General features: G+C 45.8%; 12 protein-coding genes and 1 pseudogene. All 13 read left to right on the forward strand.

Annotation, left to right across the window (positions count from 1 at the left end; all coding sequences use genetic code 11):
- The first annotated feature begins 208 nt into the window (after positions 1–208).
- The 13 genes and pseudogenes from bioB (at position 209) to NM10_RS06145 (ending at position 17,876) form a co-directional block, all read left to right on the forward strand.
- A complete protein-coding gene (bioB, locus tag NM10_RS06085; RefSeq protein WP_020310714.1) occupies positions 209–1,171 on the forward strand; it encodes a biotin synthase BioB in 963 nt (320 codons plus the stop codon).
- A gap of 741 nt (positions 1,172–1,912) precedes the next feature.
- Positions 1,913–2,659 carry a manganese-dependent inorganic pyrophosphatase gene (locus NM10_RS15265; protein ID WP_239639633.1) on the forward strand — a complete coding sequence of 249 codons (747 nt, stop codon included), beginning with the start codon at positions 1,913–1,915 and terminating at the stop codon, positions 2,657–2,659.
- Between the two features lie 65 nt (positions 2,660–2,724).
- A pseudogene (gene pcrA, locus NM10_RS06095) lies at positions 2,725–4,925 on the forward strand (DNA helicase PcrA).
- 105 nt (positions 4,926–5,030) lie between these two features.
- Entirely contained in the window at positions 5,031–7,022 is a 1,992-nt protein-coding gene (gene ligA / locus NM10_RS06100; RefSeq protein WP_020310717.1) for an NAD-dependent DNA ligase LigA, read from the forward strand.
- Positions 7,023–7,469: 447 nt separating this feature from the next.
- Positions 7,470–8,411, forward strand: a complete 942-nt coding sequence (locus NM10_RS06105; RefSeq protein ID WP_239639634.1) for a tetratricopeptide repeat protein — start codon at positions 7,470–7,472, stop codon at positions 8,409–8,411.
- Positions 8,412–8,986: 575 nt separating this feature from the next.
- Complete coding sequence (gene wbaP, locus NM10_RS06110; protein ID WP_020310719.1) at positions 8,987–10,432, forward strand: undecaprenyl-phosphate galactose phosphotransferase WbaP; 1,446 nt, start codon at positions 8,987–8,989, stop codon at positions 10,430–10,432.
- A gap of 313 nt (positions 10,433–10,745) precedes the next feature.
- Positions 10,746–11,864 carry an AAA family ATPase gene (locus tag NM10_RS06115; protein WP_020310720.1) on the forward strand — a complete coding sequence of 373 codons (1,119 nt, stop codon included), beginning with the start codon at positions 10,746–10,748 and terminating at the stop codon, positions 11,862–11,864.
- 5 nt (positions 11,865–11,869) lie between these two features.
- Positions 11,870–12,526 carry a hypothetical protein gene (locus NM10_RS06120; RefSeq protein WP_020310721.1) on the forward strand — a complete coding sequence of 219 codons (657 nt, stop codon included), beginning with the start codon at positions 11,870–11,872 and terminating at the stop codon, positions 12,524–12,526.
- Positions 12,527–12,541: 15 nt separating this feature from the next.
- Entirely contained in the window at positions 12,542–13,303 is a 762-nt protein-coding gene (locus NM10_RS06125) for a DUF4422 domain-containing protein (RefSeq protein WP_020310722.1), read from the forward strand.
- 109 nt (positions 13,304–13,412) lie between these two features.
- Positions 13,413–14,540 carry a glycosyltransferase family 1 protein gene (locus NM10_RS06130; protein ID WP_020310723.1) on the forward strand — a complete coding sequence of 376 codons (1,128 nt, stop codon included), beginning with the start codon at positions 13,413–13,415 and terminating at the stop codon, positions 14,538–14,540.
- A 32-nt stretch (positions 14,541–14,572) separates the two neighbouring features.
- A complete protein-coding gene (locus NM10_RS06135; RefSeq protein ID WP_239639635.1) occupies positions 14,573–16,144 on the forward strand; it encodes an ATP-binding protein in 1,572 nt (523 codons plus the stop codon).
- 35 nt (positions 16,145–16,179) lie between these two features.
- The gene (locus NM10_RS06140; protein ID WP_020310725.1) at positions 16,180–17,022 is read left to right on the forward strand and encodes a glycosyltransferase; all 843 of its coding nucleotides are present in this window, start codon (positions 16,180–16,182) and stop codon (positions 17,020–17,022) included.
- A gap of 11 nt (positions 17,023–17,033) precedes the next feature.
- Positions 17,034–17,876, forward strand: coding sequence for a glycosyltransferase family 2 protein (locus NM10_RS06145; protein ID WP_020310726.1), 843 nt, complete (start codon positions 17,034–17,036; stop codon positions 17,874–17,876).
- Positions 17,877–18,661: the final 785 nt, after the last annotated feature.

Consider the following 18,661-nt stretch of genomic DNA (forward strand, 5'->3'; position numbering starts at 1 on the left):
GCAAGACGGTTGCCAAAACGGAGAGCTGAGCTAGAGGTGGCCCGAAGGGCCGGAGAGGTTGGTCTTAAACAAATGGGCCGTCCTGCGATTCAGGATATCGTGTACTCATATTGTTAACCTTAATACAAACGAAATAAAGTTGACTGCAATCGCCGCAGCGAGTATAATAATCCCATAGTTCACAATAAAAATAGGGAGTGGGTTGACAATGAATACGATAGCAGCACTGACCGATAGCATTATACAGGGGTACCGCATCCAACGCGGCGATGATTTATCGATTTTCCTGGAAGCACCTTTGGAAGAATTGCAGCAGGGAGCCGGCGTTTTACAGCGCCATTTTTGTGGCAATCATATTGATTTCTGCACCATCATCAACGGCCGCAGCGGCCGCTGTGGGGAAGACTGCAAATACTGTGCCCAGTCGGCCTGCCACCATACGGGCTGCGAAGAATACGGTTTCCTGGCGAAAGAAGAAATCCTGGCCAACGCCAAGGCCAATCAGGATGCCGGCGCCAACCGCTTTGCCATCGTCACGTCGGGCCGGGCTCTGACAGGGGCGGATTTTGAAAAAGCCCTGGATACGTACCGCACGATGAAGCAGACGATGCACATCGACCTCTGTGCATCGCACGGCCTGCTGACGCCGGAACAGCTGCACCGCCTCCACGAAACGGGCGTGACCAGTTATCACCATAATATCGAGACGTCGCGGCGTTTCTTCCCATACATCTGCACGACCCACACCTATGACGACCGCATCCGCACCATCAAGGCCGCTCAGAAAGAAGGGCTCTGCGTCTGTTCCGGCGGCATCATCGGCATGGGGGAAACCTGGGAAGACCGCCTGGACATGGCCATCAGCTTGGCCGAACTGGGCATTCAGTCCATTCCCGTCAACGCCCTCATGCCCATTCCCGGCACGCCCCTGGAACATCGGCCCCAGCTCGACGGCCGCGATGTCCTGCGGACCATCGCCTTCTTCCGCTTCATCAATCCTGAAGCTAACATCCGCCTGGCTGCCGGCCGCAAACTCCTGCCGGAAAACGGCGCCACGGCCCTGCTCCACGGCGCGTCGGCCTCGATTACGGGCAACATGCTGACCACGTCGGGCTCGACCATCGCCGAAGACATGGTCATGCTCCAGCGCCTGGGCTTGACTAATTCGTAGGTCGTAGGCCGTAGATCGTTCGTCGTTGATGGTACGATTAAAAATCATAACTAATACGACGAACGATGAACGAAAAACGTTTGAATCTGCGAGGGCTATGTGCATGATAGTCTATACTGGTGTATGACAAGCCCTGCACTAGCCTTCATCCTTTGTCTATGATATAATGTTAGGGATATAGAAACATACATATACTTTTCAATGAGGTGATTATCGTGGCAAAACAGATTTTTGTTACCGGTCATAAGAGCCCGGACACGGACTCCATTTGTTCTTCCATTGCCTATGCAAAATTAAAACAGTTACAGGGTATCGACGCTACGCCGATCCGCGCTGGCGAACCGAATAAGGAAACGGCCTTTGCCCTGAATTATTTCCACGTTGCTCCGCAGCCACTGGTCAAGGACTTCTACGTCAAAGTCAGCGAAGCTGTCCACACGGAAGTCGAAGCCCTTCCGGTCAGTGCCAGCCTGAAAGATGCTGCCAAATGGTTCGCATCCCACGAAAGCGATGTCGCTCCCGTTGCCGATAACGGCCAGTTCGTCGGCGTCATCGAAAAAGGCCAGCTCGCCGATGAATTCGTCAAGACCGTCATGGGTGAAGAATTGAGCACGGTCAAAGCCTTGGCTCACGATCCGGAATTGTTCTTCAAGCCGACCGATAACGGCCATGATATCCCGGCTGATGGCAAATACGCTGTCGTCGAAAACGGCAAATACGTCGGCATGATCTGTGCAGACTGTGTCGCTGCTGTCGAAAAACAGCAGGTCATCCTCGTCAGACCACAACGAAAAGAAACAGATCATCGACGGCATCGACGAAGCATCTATCGTCGGCGTCATCGACCATCACCGCATCGGCGGCACTTTGGAAACAGCCGGCCCTATTTCCATCCTCTTCAAACCCGTCGGCTGCACGGCAACCATCGTAACGGGCTTGTATGAACAGGCTAAGGTCGACATCCCCAAAGACATTGCCGGCCTGCTCTTGTCGGCCGTCATTTCCGATACGGTCCTCTTCCGTTCGCCGACCTGCACGCCGGCTGACCGCGAAGCTGCCGAAAAATTGGCCAACATCGCTGGCGTAGACGTCGAAAAATACGGCATGGAAATGCTCAAAGCCGGTGCCAACGTCTCCGATTTGACGCCGGACCAGATCGTCCACAACGACATGAAAGAATTCTCCAGCGGCAATACGACCTTCACCGTTGCCCAGGTCCAGGTCATGGATACGACGGACCTCCTCGACCAGAAACAGGTCCTGCTCAACGCCTTGGAAAAATTGCGCGCTGAACACGATTACGCCGCTTCCTTCCTGATGATCACCAGCATCATCGACGAATCGACGAACCTCATCTTCGCCGGTAATATGGACGACGTCGTCAGCAGTGCCTTCGGCAAGGACGTCCTCGATAAGGAAGTCTACCTGCCCAAGGTCATGAGCCGTAAGAAACAGGTCATTCCGCCTATCCTTTCGGCAATGAAATAAGTGATGATTTTCAGAGGCCCCATCGACACGGTGTGGGCCTTTTTATCTATAAAGGGGAAGAATGCATGAATCCTATTTTTGATACCCTCAACGACCGCCAGTGCGAGGCCGTCAAGCATACTGAAGGGCCGCTGCTGATCACGGCCGGTGCCGGATCGGGCAAGACCAAAGTCCTGACCTGCCGCATTGCCCATCTCCTGGAATTAGGCGTCGCGCCGTACCGCATCCTGGCCATTACCTTTACCAACAAGGCCGCCAAGGAAATGAAGGAACGTGTGACCAACCTCGTCGGTGCCCAGGCCGACAGCATCTGGCTGAGTACGTTTCACTCGTTCTGCGCCAAGCTGCTGCGCTTTGAAATCGACGGCTTCCATGGCTATACGCGCAATTTCACCATCTACGATTCGTCGGACCAGTTGGTCCTGGTCAAGGACTGCCTGAAAAAACTCAACCTCGACGACAAGCAGTTCACGCCGCGCTCCGTGTTGGGGACCATTTCATCGGCTAAGAACGTCCTCATGGACGCCAAGGCCTTTGCGGCGCAAGCTCCGATTTCTACGAACAGAAAGTCGCCGACGTCTACGCTCTGTATCAGGAAAAATTGCGGGAAAACAATGCCGTCGATTTCGACGACCTTTTGTTCCTGGCCGTGCGCCTCTTGCAGGAAAACGAGGAAGTCCGGGAAAAATACCAGTCCCGGTTCCAATATATCCTGGTCGACGAATATCAGGATACGAACCATGCCCAGTATGCCCTGACCAAGATACTGGCCGCCCGCTGGCGCAATATCTGCGTCGTCGGCGATGCCGACCAGAGTATTTACGCCTGGCGCGGTGCCGATATCCGCAACATCATCGACTTCACGCGGGACTATCCCGATGCGGCGTCGATCAAACTGGAACAGAACTACCGCTCGACGAAGACTATCCTCCATGCGGCCAATGCCGTCATCGACAATAACGAAAGCCGGCCCAAGAAGACCCTGTGGACAGAGAACCCGACGGGGAACAAGATCATCCATTACCAGGCCCAGACGGAACACGACGAAGCCGATTATATCGCCGGCGTCATCTACAACCGCCATGAAATCAGCCATGAACCGTATGGCGACATGGCCATCCTCTTCCGGACCAACGCCCAGTCCCGTGTCCTCGAAGAAAAGCTCATGCGCTATGCCATTCCCTATACCATGGTCGGCGGCACCAAGTTCTATGACCGCAAGGAAATCAAAGATGTCCTGGCCTATTTGCGATTGCTCTACAACCCGGAAGACAGCTTGAGCCTGACGCGTATCATCAACGTGCCGAAACGGAACATCGGCGCCACGACGATGGAACACGTCGCAGCCTATGCGGAAGAACAGGGCATATCCTTGTTTGAAGCCCTGTCGTCGACGGACGAGATTCCCGTCACCAAACGAGCCCGGACATCGTTGGAAAACTTCGCCGCCATGATTTTCGACCTCCTCAACGACATCGAAGGCAAAGATGTTCTGAGCCTCATCGAAACGGTCATCAAACAGACTGGCTACGGTGATATGCTCGATAAAGAAGCGGAACACGACCCGCAAGGCGAAAGCCGCAAGGAAAATGTCGGCGAATTCCTGTCTGTCGCCAAAGATTACATGGACAGCAATCCCGACGGCAACCTCCAGGACTTTTTGGAAAACGTCGCCCTGGTCAGTGATGTCGATGATTTTGAAAGCAGCGATTCCAAAGTGACCCTCATGACCCTCCATGCCGCCAAGGGCCTGGAATTCCCGGTCGTCTTCCTGACCGGCCTCGACGAAGGCCTGTTCCCGCACAGCCGGACCCTGATGGACCCAGCGCAGGTCGAAGAAGAACGGCGTCTGGCCTACGTCGGCATTACCCGGGCCGAACGGCAGCTCTACGTGACCAATGCCGTCACGCGGACCATGTACGGCCGCATCTCGGCCTATATGCCCAGCCGTTTCCTGGCCGAAATCCCGCCGCAGTTCATGGAAGACTACCATCGCAAGAGCGCCATGCCCCAGAGCCGGACGACGGCGGTCCCGGGGAAACAGCGCGTCTCCATCCTGACCAAGCCCGTCGCGTCGAGCCTGCCCAAGAAACATGCCGTTACCGATACCTTTGCCAAAGGCGATAAAGTCCGCCACAAAATCTGGGGCATCGGCACTGTCCTCGACGTCATCGGCGAAGGCCCGAACATGCAGATGAAAATCCAATTCCCGACCAAAGGCGTCCGCCAAGTCGTCGTAAAATACGCCCCCTTAGAGAAAATATAATAGGGGCCTTCGTAGGGGTCGCCATGTGGGCGACCCGCCACAGAACGTGTGAGGAGATCCTTTTCGGATAAATGGAACCGATTTTCAGGAATAAAGGAGGAACTCATGGATACTGAAAAAGCGCGTCTTTTGGCGCTGCGCAAAAAAATAGATGAATTGAGTTATCAGTATTACACCCTCGACAAACCGACGGTGACTGATTATGAATACGATATGATGTACCGGGAACTGGAAAACATCGAAAAAGCCCATCCCGACTGGGTCACGCCCGATTCGCCGACACAGCGCGTAGGTTCCAAGATTTCCGGCGGCTTTGAAAAATACACTCACGACCGGCCCATGCTCAGCTTGGGCGACGTTTTCAGCGACGATGAATTACGGGAATTCGACCAGCGCGTCCGCAGCGATTTAGGCGGCGAAGCCTTAGAATACGTCGTCGAACTGAAAATCGATGGCCTGGCAGTCAACCTCATTTACGAACAGGGCCAGTTCATCCGCGGCGTCACCCGCGGCGACGGCGTCGTCGGCGAAGACATTACCAACAACGTCCGGACCATCCGCACCATTCCCCTGCACATCGCCAGCGATTCGCCGCACATCGAGATCCGCGGCGAAGTCTACATGCCCATTACGTCGTTTGAAGCCCTGAATCAGCAGCGCCGCGATGACGAACTGGAACCTTTTGCTAATCCCCGCAACGCCGCCGCCGGCTCACTGCGCCAGCTCGACCCGCGCATTACGGCCCAGCGCAAACTGGCTTTCTTTGCCTACGCCTTGGGCGGAAACAGCGGCATCACCATCGAGAGCCAGGAAGAACTGCTCCAGGCCTTGGCCCAGTTCCATTTCCAGGTCAATCCGGAATACCGCAAGTTCACGAACATCGAAGACGTCATCGCCTTCATCCACAGTTGGGACGACCGCCGCGACAGCCTGCCTTATGCAACGGACGGCATGGTCGTCAAAGTCAACTCCTTTGCCCAGCAGGCCCGCTTGGGCAATACCGTCAAGATTCCCCGCTGGGCCATTGCCTATAAATTCCCGCCCGAACAGGCGCGGACGAAAGTCCTGGACATTTCCGTCAGCCTCGGCCGGACAGGCGTCCTGACGCCGGCAGCCGACCTCGAACCGGTCCACCTGGCCGGGACGACAGTCAAACGGGCAACGCTGCACAATGAGGATTACATCAAAGAAAAAGACATCCGCATAGGCGATACCGTCGTCATCCAGAAGGCCGGCGAAATCATCCCCGAAGTCGTCCGCTCCCTGCCGGAACTGCGCGACGGCTCGGAAAAAGTCTTCGCCATGCCGACGACTTGTCCTGCCTGCGGCAGCCCTGTCGTCCGCCGCGATGGGGAAGCGGCCTGGCGCTGTACCAATCCGGACTGCCCGGCTGTCATCGGTGAAAAAATCGCCCATTTTGTCTCCCGCGATGCCATGAACATCGACGGCCTGGGCGACGCCATCGTCCAGCAGCTCCTGGCCCAGCATCTGATCCACGACGTAGCCGATATCTACGGCCTGACTAAAGAAGAACTGGTCGACCTCGAAGGCTTTGGCGACAAATCGGCAGACAACCTGCTCAAGGCCATCGAAACGAGCAAATCCGTCGGCCTGGCCCGGGTCCTCTTTGCCCTGGGCATCCGCTTCGTCGGCGCCAAAGCCGGCCGCGTCCTGGCCGAATCCTTCGGCTCCGTCGATGCCCTCATGAAAGCCAATGCCGATGACCTGACAGCTATCGACGACATCGGACCGCGCATTGCCGACAGCATCGTAGCCTACTTCAGCGACGCCAAGAACCAGGCCCTCATCGAAAAACTGCGCGCTCACGGCGTCGATATGACGGCAGAAAAGAAAACACTCATCAATACGACCTTTGACGGCGAAATCGTCGTCCTCACCGGCAAATTGCAGATGTTCAGCCGCAAAGAAGCCGAACAGGCCGTCGAAGCACGAGGTGGTAAATGCACGTCATCGGTCACCAAAAAGACGACCCTTGTTGTCGTCGGAGCCGACCCGGGCAGCAAATACGAAAAAGCCAAGAAACTGGGGACCCCCATCATCAGCGAAGCCGAATTCAAAGAATGGCTCGAACGCTAAATAAGCCACCTCTCAGTCAGCAGAGCTGCCAGCTCCCCTACAAAGGGAGCCTTAAGCCTCCCCTCATAGGCCCTTTTTGGCCCGTCAGGTGCTGACCGTAGGGAAGCGCAGGGCGGTTGCCAAAACGGAGAGCCGAGCTGGAGGTGGCCCAACGGGCCGGAGAGGTTGCTTGTACTTTCGCAGGCCGCCGGTCGCAGTTCGCAGTTCGCAGGCCGCCTCGGACTCAGATGCCGCTGTGCGGCGACAGACTCAGACTAACAACGACGCTTCGGGAAACCCTCCGCGCGTAGCGGGCCGCCCTCTGGGACGGCCCCTACGGATGCCGCGGCGCGGCGACAGTAGAAATGCCCCCGGCTGGGGCTTCGTAGGGGTCGCCGCGTGGGCGACCCGCCACAGAACGAATGGAAATACCTAAACAGACTGAATGGAGATGATTTTATGCGTGCTATGGATAAAGTAATGAAAGAATTACATGCATTTATTGCTAAGAAGGCTCCGAACGGTGTTAAGAGCGAAGAAGAGATGCAGCAGATTATTGAAGAATTCATGATGCAGCATAATGAGGCTGTCCAACACTTGCAGGACTTTTTGCAGGAGAATGGGCAGGACGATACAGTACCAGCCGATGTCTATGATTATTTGGACTTAGCTGAGCAGGCGAGCCGAAAAAAAGACAAACGGGAATATTTGGCTAAAGCAGCCGAACTGGAGCCGGATAATGTGGAAGTCAAACTGGCCCAGGCTGAATTGGATTCGAAAGGCCCCCTGGATATGCTTGAAATCCTTCCGGGCATGATTGCAGCCGAAGAAAAACGGTTAAAAGATCAGGAAATTTACCAGCGTAGCAAAGGTGATTTTTGGCTGGACTTTGAAACACGGCCTTATATGATGCTGCTTCAAGAATACTTGTCGAACTTGATTGAATGTGGTATCCACAACAAAGCCATCCAGATAGGGGAAGAAATGCTTCGCCTCAATCAAAACGACAACTTGGGAATCCGTTTTCTGCTGATGCCGCTGTATGCTAAAATGTGCAATGAAATGAAGGCTTTGAAACTGTATAAACGGGGAAAATACGAACAAAAGAGTTCCTTTTATCTCTTGGCCTTAGCCTTGTTGTACTTCAAACTCGGCGATTGGCCCGAGGCGAAATCATACTTGGAAACCTTGAAGCAGGAATACCCTATTACGAAAAAGCTCATCCGTTCCATTAAAAAGGGTGACCAGAGCATCTTCCAGCCCTACCTTGACAACCCGCCATACGCCCCATTTTCCGATGAAGAACTCATCACTGCCTATCTGACGAACTATGCCATTTACGCAACCGAACCGTACTTCTTCGACTGGGCCGACGAAGCCCTCATCGTCCATCGTAAAAAGAAGAAATAATCGGAATCAAATGCCGCTGCGCGGCAACAGACTCAAACTGACAACGACGCTTCGGGAAACCCTCAGCTCGTAAAAGATGTTCCCGGCTGGGGCGTAGGGGTCGCCACGTGGGCGACCCGCTACAGAACGAGTAGTACGGAACTTATCTTTGACACTCTTTCCAGTGGCTATGCAGCCGTTTTAGACATCGTCGTCGATTGATGATGTGGATGGAAACGAAAGCGGGTAAGTGTTATAAAATAGGAAGAATTGACTATCTCTTTGGGGAAGTCTATATCACCCGGAACGTTGGAAAAGTGGACAGATATTTAAATTTTCGTTATAATTAAAAATGTAGATGTCTGCATGGGAAGAGTGGTCTATATGCCATTTTCTGCCTTTGGGCAAGATCCCTATTTTTTTTAGCTAACGACGTAAAAGGGACTGTCGCACGGAGACTTCTACCATCATGCGTGGTCCCTTTACTTTATAGTTTGTAGATACTGCAAACTTAAAACTCCAAAGAGGCTGTCGCACATGCGACAGCCTCTTTTGCTATGACTTATTATCAGGGGAGAATCAGAGGAGGAGCTGTTTTGGAGACGCTATCGACGAAAGGGTCTATTTCTATCAAAAATAAATACAGCAATGAATTGTTGCCGATTGTTATGGTTATTGCTGATTACATTGCTATCTGGCTGGCCGAGTATGCATCTTATGGACTGCGGGATTTTCTCGTTCCCGAAACGCATTTCCATCTCTCCTGGCTCAGTATCCACGTCATCATACCGGTCGTATATATCCTTTTTTTGCAACTACATCATCTTTATACGCGACGTATGCAGTTCTGGCAGGTCATTTCCGGCCTTTTTAAATCCGTCTTTTATGCCGTCGCTTTACTGATCTTTTTTATCTATATCGCCCAGACGGCAGCCTCGACGTCGCGACTCTTTGTGGCCTTATTGTGGCTGACCTCTTTCTTTTTCCTGGTAGCCGAACGATACATCGTCAAACATATCCTGGGGCATTTCAAACTGCTCCAGCTGCCGGTCCTCATCATGGGAGCCGGTAAGACAGCAGCCATCGTATTGGATTATTTTAAGCACGATACGGGCGTCAGCTATGATTTCATCGGCTATCTGGAAGACTATACGCCAGAAGCGAAAGTAGCGGCCATGATGCCGCATTTAGGCCGTTTTGAAGATGCCGAAGATGTTATCCGCCAGACCGGTGTCCAGCACGTCATGGTCATTGCACCGGGCCTCAGCAGTAACGCTGTCCAGAACATCGTCTATCGCGTCCAGCCCTTGGTCAAGAAAGTCGCTTTTATCCCCGATATGGGCAGCCTGCCGTTGGCGACGCTCGACACGGAAAGCCTCATCGACGGCCATATCGTTTCCTTCAGCTTCCGCAACAACCTGGCTCTCTGGTACAATCGGGCTGTTAAACGCGTCTTTGATGTCATCTGTACCAGCCTGGGGATTATCTGTCTTTCGCCATTCTTTTTGGCCATCGCTCTATGGATCTATAAAGACTCGCCCGGACCTATCATCTTTAAGCACCGCCGCGTCGGCCGGAACGGCAAAGAATTCAACTGCTATAAATTCCGCAGCATGTGTGTTGATGCCGACGTCAAACTGAAAGAACTCCTGGCACGGGACCCGCAGGCCCGGAAAGAATGGGAAACAGAATTCAAACTGAAAAATGACCCGCGCATCACTAAAAGCGGGGCCTTCCTGCGCAAGACCAGCTTAGACGAATTGCCGCAGCTGTTCAACGTCCTCAAAGGCGAAATGAGCCTCGTCGGGCCACGGCCCATCATCCAGGCCGAAGTCCCGAAATACGGCCCGTACATCAAGGATTTCTACATGGTCCGCCCTGGCATCACCGGCATGTGGCAGACCAGCGGCCGCAGCGATACAACCTACGAAGAACGTGTCCAGATGGACACTTGGTACGTCCGCAACTGGAACGTCTGGTTCGACATTGTCCTCATTTGGCGCACCATCGCCGTCGTCCTGAAACACAAAGGAGCGTATTAGTTATTAGCCTCGCCTCATAGGCCCTTTTTGGCCCGTCAGGTGCTGACCACAGGAAAGCGCAGGACGGTTGCCAAAACGGAGAGCCGAGCTAGAGGTGGCCCGAAGGGCCGGAGAGGTTGCTCTTGATTTCGCAGTCCGCCTCGGACTCAGATGCCGCTGCGCGGCAACAGACTCAAACTAACAACGACGCCTCGAGTACCCCTCGGCTCGTAAAAAATGCCCCGGCCGGGGCCTGCGTAGGGGCCGTCCTGTGAAGGCGGCCCGCAATAGAACTAGTGGCTGCATCCATCACAGACTTAATGGAGATGATTTTATGAATCAACATTTTATCACGCAAATACATATTGATAAAGTACGGCACTTACAGAATATCACTATCCCATTATCAGAAACGACTTGCAAACACTTGATTCTGACCGGGAAAAATGGCAGTGGTAAAACCAGTGTCATGGAATCGTTGAAGGCATATTTGTCTATATATACAGAAGATAGTGATACTGTTGATATAGCCCAAGGCGTTACTGCTCAGTTTAACGACAAGGAAAGTATGCAGTCCAAGGTATACACGGGCGAATACATTTTTGCCTATTATGAAGCGGAACGAGGATATACAGCACATAACGAGAAAAATGTATCTAAAGTGGATTTAAAGGAAAGGTATACTATCCAGGAACATCCAGGGCAGGAGTTCGTAAAATACATTTTGAATTTGAAAACAGTAGGGGCCATGGCGGAAGTTGGTGGGAAAAAAGAAAGAGCTGAAGAAATCAAAGAATGGTTTCAACGATTTGACCACGTTTTACAAATCATATTTGATGCGCCGCAAGCTCATCTGGACTTTGATATTGAAACCTTTGAGTTCCATATCGTCGTACCTGGCAGAGAACCGTTTACCTTTGACACTCTTTCCAGTGGCTATGCAGCCGTTTTAGATATCGTCGTCGATTTGATGATGCGAATGGAAAAGAAAGCGGGCAAACGTTATGATTTGGAAGGCGTCGTCTTGATTGATGAAATCGAAGCACATCTGCATTTAGAGCTACAGAAAAAAATTATGCCGATATTGACAGGCATTTTCCCCAATATTCAGTTCATCGTGACGACACACTCTCCGTTCATTTTGAATTCTATCGAGAATACAGTTATTTATGATTTGGCAAATCATATGCTAGTTAATACTCCAGAAGGCCTTTCAAATATTCCTTATGATGGAATTGTAGAAGGCTATTTCAAGGCTTCGGTACTTTCTGATGAGCTACAGAAAAAATATGAAAGATATAAACAACTGGCTTGCAAACAGGAACTAACCGATGATGATTATGAAGAAATTGCTAATTTGGAATATTATCTTGATGAAATTCCTGACTATCTTGGGTTAGATTTTATGGCAGATTATAAAAAGCTCAAATTGGAATTATCGCAGAAGGAGTAAGTACAATGGTAAAATGTGATAAATCTCCGGTGGCACCAGCTTCTTTAAAAGTTGAAAAATTGAAGGGTGAAAACGGCTCGTATCGTGGAGAAGATGTCGTAGAACAATTGAAGACTGATTTTCATGATAAATGCTATATTTGCGAACTGAAAGGGTTACAAGACCCTGAAATCGAGCACTTGGTCCCGCATAAAGGAAATCTTGATTTGAAATTTGATTGGAATAACCTTTTCTGGAGTTGTGGTCATTGCAATAGCATCAAGAATCAAAGAAAATATGAAGGCAAGATCATTAACTGTTGCCAGGAAGATCCAGAATTGCATATTCAATTTCTTTATACTAACGATAATATAGATGTCAAGCCTTTAGATGACCACGAAGAAACGCAAATGACAGCTAAACTAGTTGATGAAGTGTTTAATCTAAGAAATACCGGAATGAGGGTTATCAAGTCAGCCCAGCGAATGAAAGCCTTACAGCGAGAAATGAATATATTTTTCAATGAATTGAAACGTTACCAAGAACATAAATCGGAAACTAATAAACGAAGAGTGGTTGTCCGATTGAAACGAAGCGCTGCGTTTGCAGCTTTCAAACGCTCGTATATTAGAAATAAAGATGAATATGCCGAATTTCAAGAATATGTAAGCCTTATAAAATAGAAAGGATTGACCATTTTGTCTATCAAAATCATCGTTGCAGCTCACAAAAAGTACTGGATGCCGACGGATACGGTTTATCTGCCTGTTCATGTCGGAGCGGAAGGAAAATCCTCAATTGGCTATACACCGGATAATACAGGTGATAACATCAGCAGTAAAAACTCTCATTTTTGTGAACTGACGGGCCTTTACTGGGCCTGGAAGAACTTGGATGCCGATTATCTGGGGCTTGTTCATTACCGCCGTTATTTTACTCGTAAAGAGGTCCATAACATCGAGGCCAAGAAAGACCAGATATTGACAGAAAAAGAATGGCAGCAGCTCTTATCCTGCCATCCCGTCATTGTTCCGGATAAGCGGAAATATTACATCGAAACGAACCGTTCCCATTATAACCACGCCCACCATCGGGAAGGGCTGGATGTGACGGAACAGATCATCAAGGAGCAGTGTCCAGAGTACCTTCCTGCTTTTGAAAAAGTCATGAATCGGACCTGGGCCCATATGTTCAATATGTTCGTCATGCGCCGAAATCTTTATGATGACTATATGCAGTGGATGTTCTCTATCCTCTTTGAACTGGAAAAACGAGTCGACATCACTGGCTGGGATACCTATGAATCCCGCATCTACGGCTTCGTTAGTGAACTTCTTCTTGACATCTGGCTAGAAAAGAATCAGATTGATTACTTAGAAAGCAATGTATCCTTTATGGAAAAACAAGATTGGATTAAAAAAGGTGGAGCATTCCTTAAAAGGAAAATTTTTGGCCGATAGATAGCTGGTTATCATAATTCCTGCAAAAATTGATGAAATATGGTAAAATAAATCATCTAAGGAACGGCTTTTATTTTTCAATCAACTGAAATAGAAATAGAGGTAAAATATGCACTACCATCAACCGATTAGAATTCTACAGGCTTTTGTTGCTAATGATAAGGGAGGACTTACTGGATATATCTGTCAAAATTATCGATTTATCGATAAAAATAAAGTGCAATTTGATTTCTTGACTTTTGAAGATAGAAAATTAGATTTTGAAGATGAATTTATTAGCATGGGTGCTAGATTTTATCATATCTCCAGACCATCACATCCGATTTCATATGCTAAGTCCTTAAAAGGCATACTAAATCAGACTGAATATGCAGCCGTTCATTTTAATATGTCTTATGCTAATTTTATTCCTATTATTATTGCTCGTTGGATAGGGGCCAAAAGAATTATCATGCATTCTCATAGCACTGCTATTGATGATCGACGTGATATCATACGTTTTGCTAAGATGATAATCCATAAATTAGGAAGACATTTGATGAACTATATGGCAGATGAATATTTAGCATGTTCCTCTTTAGCGGCTCGATGGATGTACCCTGTCTCGATTCTTCAATCTAAACGTTATCATATGGCCAAAAACGCTATTGATGTAAGTAAATATAATTATAATCCTCATGTAAGAGCAGATATACGACGTAAATTAAAAATTAGTGATGATACCTTTGTTATCGGTCACGTTGGTCGCTTTACTTACCAGAAGAATCATGAATTCCTGATTGATATTTTTAAACAGGTGCATGATAAACTGAATAATTCTTTGCTTTTGTTAATTGGGGAAGGACCGGAAGAAAATCAGATGAAAGAAAAGGTGGCATCATTGGAACTAGCTTCGCGTGTCTTATTTTTAGGCAGGAGAAACGATGTCCCCAAATTGTTTCAGGCAATGGATTGCTTTGTGTTGCCGTCGCGCTTTGAGGGCTTGGGGATTGTTGGCATTGAAGCACAGTCTTCGGGCTTGCAATGTATTTTTTCAGATGTTGTACCTAGAGAAGTTGATGTCGTGGGTAAATCTATATTCTTATCGTTAGAACATTCTGGACAGTGGGTTTCTGAGATTTTAAAAATTAGTTCTTTAAATAACCGAAAAAATACAGAAGCACAAGTGGATGCGGCAGGATATAATATCCATAGTGAAATAAAAAAGATTGAAAGTTTATATGAAGTTGATTTATGATTTTTGTTCCAATGAAAAGTGAGGTAGGTTCTATGTATCTCAAAAGATTTAAGTTAAAAAATTTTCGTGGTTATAAAGAGGCTGTAGAAATTAATTTTGATGATTTGACTGCTTTTGTTGGAAAAAATGATAGTGGAAAATCAACTATATTGGAAGCATTAGATATATTTTTTAATGAGAATAAGGGAACCGTTAAATTAGATAAAGATGATTTAAATATAGACTGTAAAGATGCTGGCGACGTTGATATTATGATGACAGCATATTTTTCTGGGTTGCCAGATTCAATTATTATTGATGAAAGTAATCCTACTAGTTTGCAAGATGAATACTTATTGAATAAAAATAATGAATTAGAGATAAAAAAGGTTTTTCATAACGCCTCATCTTCTTGCAAAACATATATTATAGCTAATCATCCTCAAAATTCAGAATGTAATGATTTGCTTTGTCTAAAAAATGGTGACTTAAAGAAAAAGATAAAAGGTCTTGGGATTGATAGTGATATTGATTTAACGAAAAATGCAGAAATACGCCAAGCAATATGGAAATATTACCGGGATAAATTGCAGTTAGCTGAGAGTAAAATTGATATTTCAAAAGAAGATGCTAAGAAATACTGGAATAAGATTTCAACATACCTTCCGATTTATAGCCTATTTCAATCAGATAGGAATAATTCTGATTCAGATGATGAAATTCAAGATCCATTAAAAAATGCTGTTAAAGAAATTATTAGTTCAAATGTTTTACAAGAGGAGTTCGAAGAGGTAGCAGCGCAGGTTTTGGATAAATTAAATGAAGTAGCCTCACGTACTTTGGAAAAATTAAAAGAGATGGATGAAGAAACTGCTAAAACGTTGAAACCATCTATTCCAGATGTAAAACAACTAAAATGGGCAGATGTCTTTAAAAATGTATCTATTGCTGGTGACGAAGGAATTCCTATTAATAAACGGGGCAGTGGAGTGCGTAGATTGATACTCTTAAATTTCTTCAGAGCAGAAGCAGAAAGAAAACTAGAAGAACAAAATGAAAATAATTCAACGGCTAGCATTATTTATGCCATAGAAGAGCCGGAAACCTCACAACATTTTTCGAATCAAGTAAAGCTTGTCGAAGCATTTAAAACCCTGGCTTCCCTAAATAATGTTCAAGTTATCATGACAACACATAGTGGCACTATTGTTAAAAAACTTGATTTTAACGATTTGCGTCTTATTGATAATGAAGGAATTGATAAAGGGACGGCTGTTAAAACGATTAGACCTAATTGTTTACCTTATCCTTCATTGAATGAGGTGAATTATATTGCTTTTAATCAAATTACTGAAGAATATCATAATGAACTTTATGGTTATTTAGAGTCAAATAATTTGTTAAATGAATACAAAAAAGGTAAAAGAACAAGAAAATATATACAAATATGTAGAAATAATGAACTTAAAGAAACAGATAAAATTTTAACTGAATATATCCGACACCAAATTCATCATCCAGAAAATGATAAAAACGAACCTTATAAGCCAGAAGAATTAGAAGAATCAATCGAAATGATGAGAAATTTTATACAAAAACAAGATAACATAATGGATGATATGTAATGATAGAAATATACAATTTATAGGGAGCGCATGATATGAATTTTGCGATGGCAGTTATATTATATCAGCCGGAAAAAAATGTTTTAGAAAATATACGATCTTATATTAATTTGACTGAAAAACTATATATAATTGATAACTCAAATACTCAATCATTAATTATACATCAATTACAACAATATCCCCAGGTTAACTACCTTTCAATGCAGGGCAATAAGGGGATAGCAGCGGCTTTGAATGTGGGGGTTCATCAAGCTTTACAGGATAAAATAGACTATTTAATTACAATGGATCAGGACAGCCAATTTACTAATGATGTATTTTATGGGTATATATATACGGCAAAAAGTCTGTTTAAGAAATTTTCAAATGCAGCAGTTATTGGTATCAATTATGATGGATATAGTCAAAAGAATCCTGATCAAGATATAGAAGTTGCCGATGAAGTAATTACTTCTGGCATGATTATCAATTTAAAGATTATGAAGGAATTAGGTGATTTTATAGAGAAACTTTTTATTGACTATGTTGACTATGAATACTGTTATCGTGCACGAAAGGCGGGATATTTATGCCTTATGGTGAATAAGTACAAATTAAATCACCAGGTGGGGGGGATGAGACCCATCGTAAAGTATGGAATTCATTTTCGAAATCATAATGAACATAATGCGATTAGGCAATATTATATGGCGCGAAATGCTATTTATGTTATAAAGAAATATCCTGAGATGGCTATGAAATGGGTAAAAAATTTAATAAAGGCCCCCATTAAAATTATATTAGTAGATGATGATAAAGTAAGTAAAAGTAAGGGATATATTGAAGGTATAATTGATGGACTACGTAATCATTATGGCCCTAAAACATATTTATGAGGTGAAATAAGATGAGATTAGCTGGCGTTATTACTTTATATCATCCTAATAAAAATGTCTTATCTAATATAAAGACTTTCTTAGACCAGTTGGATATTTTATATGTACTTGATAATACAGAAAATCCAGATATATCAATAAAGAAACTATTTTCCGAAATTGAAAAAGTTAAATATGTGGCTTTTGGTGATAATATGGGCATTGCATATGCAATGAATTATGCATTAAAAGCTTCAGACGGCTATGATTTCCTTTTGACGATGGATCAAGATAGTCATTTTATGCCGGGGATGATGGCAAAGTACAAGCAGGCAATAGAAGAGCAAGAAAAAATTAATCCACAAAGAACAGGCGTATATTCAGTAAACTTTGATCAGAGGGTGGATGCGGTAATACCAGGATACAAAAAAATTGATGTAGCAATTACTTCTGGATCTATTATTCCAGTTCATATTGCTAAAGCAGTTGGGGGGTTTGATGAAACTCTTTTTATTGATGAGGTGGACAACGAGTTTTGTTACCGAATCAAAAAAAATGGATATGATATTTTGGAATTTCCTTCTATCATTTTAAAGCATTCGCTGGGTCATCAAACTTTCCATCAGATTTTAGGATTTCATTATAATACATTTAATCACAATGCATTACGAAAATATTATATGACTCGAAATCGAATATATGTTTTAAAAAAATATCCTGAAATAAGGTGTTGGTATATAAAAAATATAATAAAAGATGTAATTAAAGTGATTCTTGCAGAAAATGATAAGAAACATAAAATTAATTATATTATTAAAGGAATGAGAGATGGGATAAACAATCATATGGGAAAGTTTATTGAATACAATCACTAGTGTAGAATCAATTCCACTTGCGTAACAATTAGTTATTTACTTCAATTAGGTTACGAAGGTATCAGTTTAATTTTATTTTTTTCTTGGTGAATAACTAGTAAATCGGTGGTGGTTTTTTATTCCGCTCATTCGCTCATGCACGGAATTCATCCAAATGAGTTGTATCACTTCTTCGCTAGCGGTAAATCTGAGTTTGACATGTGAGTACTCTGTGGGGAGTCAAACTGTCCATCTAATATATCGTTTAGGAGGGCTGCTACAGTGCATCGTGACAATTCGAACTTCAATGGTGCCGCTAATCTTATATGCGGTATTGTCATGATTAACATTGTAATTTAGAAAAGGTACGCACTGAAGCGAGCTTTCATAGTAGAACCTGATAATATGTAACCGTTTTCAGCGCCACACCGATAATATGCATAATTGTAGTATTAGAGGGGGGACAGTCCCGTACCATCAAAATTTGGTAGCATTTCTTAATGGTATTCGATGTCTTGCTCTAGCGTAAAACAGAGTTTAGATGATTGCGTTCCTTGTTCATCGATATAATTTTGTATCTGCATCCACTTATAATGAAATGCATCCGTGTTAATAACTATATCTATGGGTGTGTCAAGAGTTTTGTGTAAATCGATTCAATAAGCAACATCGTATTGCTGCATAAGCTGAGACATCCTGTCGTCCATGAGCAGCTGGTTCCGGACCATCGCCCAGTTTGCGACGTGACGACCCTTCCATTTTTTATAGAGCTCTTGGATGCGTAGGTAGAAATCTTGAAGACCTGM

The sequence above is a fragment of the Megasphaera sp. NM10 genome (assembly GCF_000417505.1).
Lineage (GTDB): Bacteria > Bacillota > Negativicutes > Veillonellales > Megasphaeraceae > Megasphaera > Megasphaera intestinihominis.